Annotated in this window: 6 protein-coding genes; 4 read left to right on the top strand and 2 right to left on the bottom strand. The window is 64.1% G+C overall.

Features of this window, described 5'->3' with window-relative positions:
* Together ACLMAL_RS39300 and ACLMAL_RS39295 are read left to right on the top strand one after the other, a co-directional pair.
* A partial coding sequence (locus tag ACLMAL_RS39300; protein WP_412003715.1) for an ATP-binding protein occupies positions 1 to 280 on the top strand: 280 nt, incomplete at its 5' end.
* A gap of 511 nt (positions 281 to 791) precedes the next feature.
* Positions 792 to 2,093 (top strand): cytochrome P450, encoded by a 1,302-nt coding sequence (locus ACLMAL_RS39295; RefSeq protein WP_379068429.1) that lies wholly within the window; start codon positions 792 to 794, stop codon positions 2,091 to 2,093.
* Between the two features lie 652 nt (positions 2,094 to 2,745).
* Here ACLMAL_RS39295 and ACLMAL_RS39290 read toward each other — a convergent pair.
* Positions 2,746 to 3,183 (bottom strand): integrase core domain-containing protein, encoded by a 438-nt coding sequence (locus tag ACLMAL_RS39290; protein ID WP_412003714.1) that lies wholly within the window; start codon positions 3,181 to 3,183, stop codon positions 2,746 to 2,748.
* 164 nt (positions 3,184 to 3,347) lie between these two features.
* Positions 3,348 to 4,079, bottom strand: a complete 732-nt coding sequence (locus ACLMAL_RS39285; protein WP_412003713.1) for a hypothetical protein — start codon at positions 4,077 to 4,079, stop codon at positions 3,348 to 3,350.
* Between the two features lie 227 nt (positions 4,080 to 4,306).
* On the opposite strand from ACLMAL_RS39285, the gene ACLMAL_RS39280 reads away from it, so the two are divergent.
* Positions 4,307 to 4,486: a hypothetical protein gene (locus ACLMAL_RS39280; RefSeq protein ID WP_412003712.1), complete on the top strand. Its 180-nt coding sequence runs from the start codon at positions 4,307 to 4,309 to the stop codon at positions 4,484 to 4,486.
* A gap of 74 nt (positions 4,487 to 4,560) precedes the next feature.
* A partial coding sequence (locus ACLMAL_RS39275; protein ID WP_412003711.1) for an MspA family porin occupies positions 4,561 to 4,857 on the top strand: 297 nt, incomplete at its 3' end.

The following is a 4,857-nucleotide window of genomic DNA, read 5'->3' as shown; positions in this document are numbered from 1 at the left end:
GATCGTCTCCAACCGCAGCGTCGCCGGCTGGTCCCAAACCTTCACCGACGCTGGGCTCCGCGCCGCGATCATCGACCGACTTACCTTCGGCGGCAACATCATCGAGACCGGCACCCACAGCTATCGCCCGGAGCTTGCTGCCGCACAGGTCGTGGTGAGCGTGCTGAGCCCGATCCGTGGGCCGCGCTCAGACGGCCAGCACGCCGGTGAACCGGCGGTGGTGAACAACGGCCAGTACTCCTCGATCCACTCGTCCAGCACCTCGGCCGACCAGTCCTAGATCGTCAGCACACTGCGCCGCTTGGGTGCCAAGCCTTTCTTGGCTTCGCCGTGGCGGACATACACCACCCCCGTTCTCACCGAACTCCGGGGCATCCGGGTTGCGACCGAAATTGGCGGTGTCGAGCATCCGAATTTCATTGCGCCGCAATCCGAAAGCGTATGCCGTCTTCAATAGCGCAGCATCCGGGAACACCGCCGACCAGCCCTTGCGTCCGCCGCACTGATGCGCACCACCGGTTCGTCGGCGTAGTCGAACAGCGCGACGAGCTCCTTGCGGGTGAAAGCCCGATTGCCGGAATCAGATTCGGCTTCGTGGATGTGCTCGTCGGTTAAGTGGGTTCGGGCGTACTCCGGCAGGCCGCGCGTGGCGGCCGAACAGGTGTCGAGCCTTGAACGCCACGTCTCTCACCGCGGTAGGGTCTAAAGACCCTACCTCCGACGGGTTCCGCGAGACATGTGATATTCGTAACGTCCATAAGGGACGTCATGGCTCGACGATGGAGGGCTCAATGAAACCGCAGTACGTGTATCGGTGGGTCAACAACCACGGGGTGATCCTCCTGTTCAAGAAGGTACTGCTCCGTCGTGGTGATCTGTTCGCGCGGTTGACCGGCAGCGCGGACGGTATCGAGAATCCGTACGCTCTGATCGAGAAGATGCGCGGGGAGGGTGGGTTGCACCGGACCCATCCGGTATGGATCACCTTCGATCACGGTATGGTCCGGGAGATACTGCGCGACAACCGTTTCGGTGTCGGTGTACCGACCGTGCTCGCGCCACGCCCTGTGCTGCGCGCGCTGGAGCGTCGACCTCTCCCACCGAACCCGGTGGATCCCCCGTCGATGCTGGCGATCGACCAGCCCGAGCACACCCGGATGCGCAAACCGGTCACCGCGGCCTTCACCCCGCGTGCCGTCGCCCGGCTGCGCCACAGGATCGAGACAGTCACCGAGGAACTGCTCGCGGCCCTCCCCGACGACGGGCCCACCGATCTGGTGGCGCGGTACGCGGCGCAGGTGCCCATCGCCATCATCTCCGAGATGCTCGGCTTCCCGGACTCCGACCGCGAGATGTTCCTGCGCTGGGGCGACGACATCAGTCCGTTGCTCGACCTCGGGATCTCCTGGCGGACGCATCAGCGGGCGATGGAATCCTCGGAGCGGGTGCACCGGTATCTCGTCGAGCACGTCGAGCGCCTCCGCGCCGAACCCGGCGACGATATCCTCAGCAGCCTGGTCACTGCGGGCGATCTGTCCACCTACGAACTGTGCGCGTCGGCGACCCTGCTGATGGCCGCGGGCTTCGAGACCACGGTCAACCTGATCGGCAAGGGCATCATCTGGCTGCTCCGCCATCCCGATCAGCTGGACCGTTTGCGCGCCGAGCCCGAACTCTGGTCCAATGCGGTGGAGGAGATCCTCCGGATCGATCCTCCGGTGCAGACCACCGCTCGCACCACCCGTACAGCGCTGGAGATCGGCGGTATCCGGTTGCGCGAGGGGTCGACCGTGGTGCTGTCGCTGGCCGGTGCGAACCGGGACCCCGCCGTCTTCACCGACCCGGCCCGTTTCGACATCACCCGGGACAACGCCAACAATCATCTGTCCTTCAGCAGCGGTATCCATGTGTGCCTGGGCGGCGGTCTGGCCCGTATGGAGGCGGCGCATGCCCTGCGCGCACTCTTCGAGATGTTTCCGGACCTGCGATTGACCGATCCGCCCACCCGGCGGCGGCTGTTCACCCTGCACGGTTACGAGCACCTTCCCGCGCACACCGGTCCGCGCGTCCACAGCCACCAGCCGGTCGGCTGAACCGCGCCTGCGCCGTGTGTTCGCGGGCCAGAACAGGGTTCGCCGCGCCGACGCGGAGCGGCAGTCCCCGGGGCTCCGGCAGAATCGACAGTACCCGCCAATCAACGAGCAGGGCGAGATTGTCGGCGGATGGACGAGCCAGGAGTGGTGGACCCCAGACCGCATGTACTGGGCCGAAATGGAGGCTCGGAAAGTCGCGCGGACCAGACGATTCCACCGCGGCGGGGTCGCGTTTGCCCACCATCCCGAGTTGGATGATGATGATGAAGCTTTCTTCGCCGCGAGGGAACCGGGCCGGGACTGGACGGGGCATCGGCAATCCCGTGAACCAATCGAGGCACCGGAATGGCAGCTGCAAATGAGATGATCGAGTGCCCCGAATGCAACGCGCGGGCACTACGAACCCCGTCCCTGTTCCCCGGTTTTGGCTCGCCGTTGATCGATGGCGGCTGCAGAGCATGGCCGAGCGAACAGCGTCAACTCCTGGCTGGTGCCCGCCGCAGGGGTTCTCTGTCGCTACGCGGGCAACATCCGGCCGGTTCTCGCCGAGGCGTTGTCCGGCTCAGTCTGATCCGAGACGAAAGACACACCGCCGCACCCTCATACGCTGACTGGGCCCCGATGGCAGGTCCACCGACTATGCGAGTTGTAGTTACTGCTCGAACTCGGTCGGTACCCATTGCTCACGAAATGCTTGCGGGGTAAGGAAGCCCAGCGATCCGTGTGGCCGATAGCTGTTGTACTCGATGCGCCAGTCCTCGGCAAGGACCCGCACCTCGGTCAGGGAATGAAACACCTCGCAGGAGAGGAATTCGTCGCGGAAACGCCCATTGAACGACTCGCAGACACCGTTCTGCCACGGCGATCCCGGATCGATGAACGAGGCATCGACCCCGGTGAACCGGCACCAATCCCGCATCGCGTGTGCGGTCATCTCGGTGCCGTTGTCCATGCGAATGTGCGTCGGCTTCCGCCCGGTGGCCACGATAATCTCGTGGAGCACACCGACCAGCTGATCGGCGGCGCACGACCGGAATGCCCTGGTGGCCAAGGCTTCCGCTGAGTGCTCTGGCCAACTACCACTGTTCAAAACGCCACCGCCAGAGACACTCTCGCCCGGTATGGCCAACTATCACTGCGAGTCATACGACGGTCGGCACTGATTACCGGAGGTAGCTGTCACCACCGCATCGGCGCGGTAGACCCTCAGTCGACCGGCGGAGCGCGAACGCGCCGGGCCTCGTCGGGACTCGATCACAGGGGCTGGAGGCACCAGCCGCGATCGACGGTTGTCGTGAGGGATTCACGCATCGTAGCCATTCCGTCCCACTTGATGTAGGCGTGGTTTTCTGGTGGTGGCACCGGCCGCAAGCCCCCGTAGCGCCCCAGGGAACCGGCGTTGCCGGTCTGGGTGTAGTTGTGCCGTGACCCGATGATGAAAACCTTCGGGATGACCTCGTACAGATCCATCTCCGGATTGCCGCGCCGCCCGAAGATGTCGCTGGGGAAGACGGTGTTGCGGCCGGGATACATGTATTCCAATCTCCCGTCGCGCAGGCTGACGAGCCGCGCCGAGTGGGTGAACGGGGACGGTGGTGTTCCGTTCGCGCGGAAGCAGAACACCCATCGGCCGTCGTTGTAATTGGCGTAGTCCTGGTTGATGTACCCGCCGTCGCATCGTTCTCCCGGCTTGTCGCTGCGGGAGGTCCAGGCATCCAAGTAGGCGTTTTGCTCGGTGGATATGTAGTAGTAGGACAAGATCTTGACGGTGCGCGAGTACCGCCACCCTCCGCCCTCCAGCTGGCTGGCGAACGGCTGCAAATGTGTGGGCAAGGTTGTGGTGCAGCCGTCCAGAAGTTGCTGCAGTGTCAGCAGCCCGGATGGCAGGCTCGGAGCTTTCGCCTCGGCCGGCCGGTCGGTGATCTCGGAGATGGAGTCAGGTGAGTCGAAGCTGTCGAATGACCGGATCTTTTCTTCGTCGTTCACAGGAATTCTCCTTGCGTCGCGAGAAGTACGTCCCAACAACGTCATTCATGGGGGTGTTGAACCCCGGCCGGCCGACTCGAAACACATGGCCGACCCGCACCATCGTGACCGACATCCCTCGCCACCACTGCCGGAATCTCGCAGAACAAACCGGCAAACCGGACATGAGCTGCCATCACCGCGCATGCGCCCTGAAGTTGCCCGCATACCTGAACGTCAGGTCCAGAGTGTCCGCTACCGCAACGACCACCCCGGAAACTCGCCTTGTCACCCCGACTAGCACAGCCGCAGCAAAGAAGGCCTGTGGCCTAGATGATCAATTCCGTGCCGACCTGGACGCGGGCATCGCCGCGGGCGACTACCGCCTGTCGGTGACGATGTTCGCGGTATTGGCGCACAAGCGGTGACCGAGGGAAACGATACGAAGCGCAAGCTGTGTCCTAGCCTGTCGCTATAGCGGTGCGCTACTAGTATCTCCGTCATGCGGTCGAACATGACGAAGGTAGCTCTAGTGCTCGCCGGAGTGTGTTTTGCTGCGCTTTCGCCGGTGGCTTCGGCACCACGCGCCGAAGCCGAAATCATCACCCTGCCGCCGCACGAGAGAACCTACGCGTCACCGCTGGGCGGCAACCTGATGGTCGGCAACAGGGGCGAGACGATCAACCGCATCGCGCCGTTGAACCAGGTGGGCACGACCAGGGAGGCCTTTGTCAGCTCCGTCGCCTATGGCCAGGTCGACGGAGGGGTGGGCAAGCTGCGGGTGGGGTATCACATCGGT

This window comes from Nocardia sp. CWNU-33 (assembly GCF_046764895.1).
In the GTDB taxonomy this organism is placed as follows: domain Bacteria; phylum Actinomycetota; class Actinomycetes; order Mycobacteriales; family Mycobacteriaceae; genus Nocardia.
The sequence above is the reverse complement of the archived record's forward strand: the minus strand, read 5'-3'. Positions and strand labels throughout refer to the sequence as shown.

Coding starts and splice junctions, on each gene's coding strand:
- ACLMAL_RS39295 (WP_379068429.1), top strand. CDS start 792: ATGAAACCGCAGTACGTGTATCGGTGGGTCAACAACCACGGGGTGATC.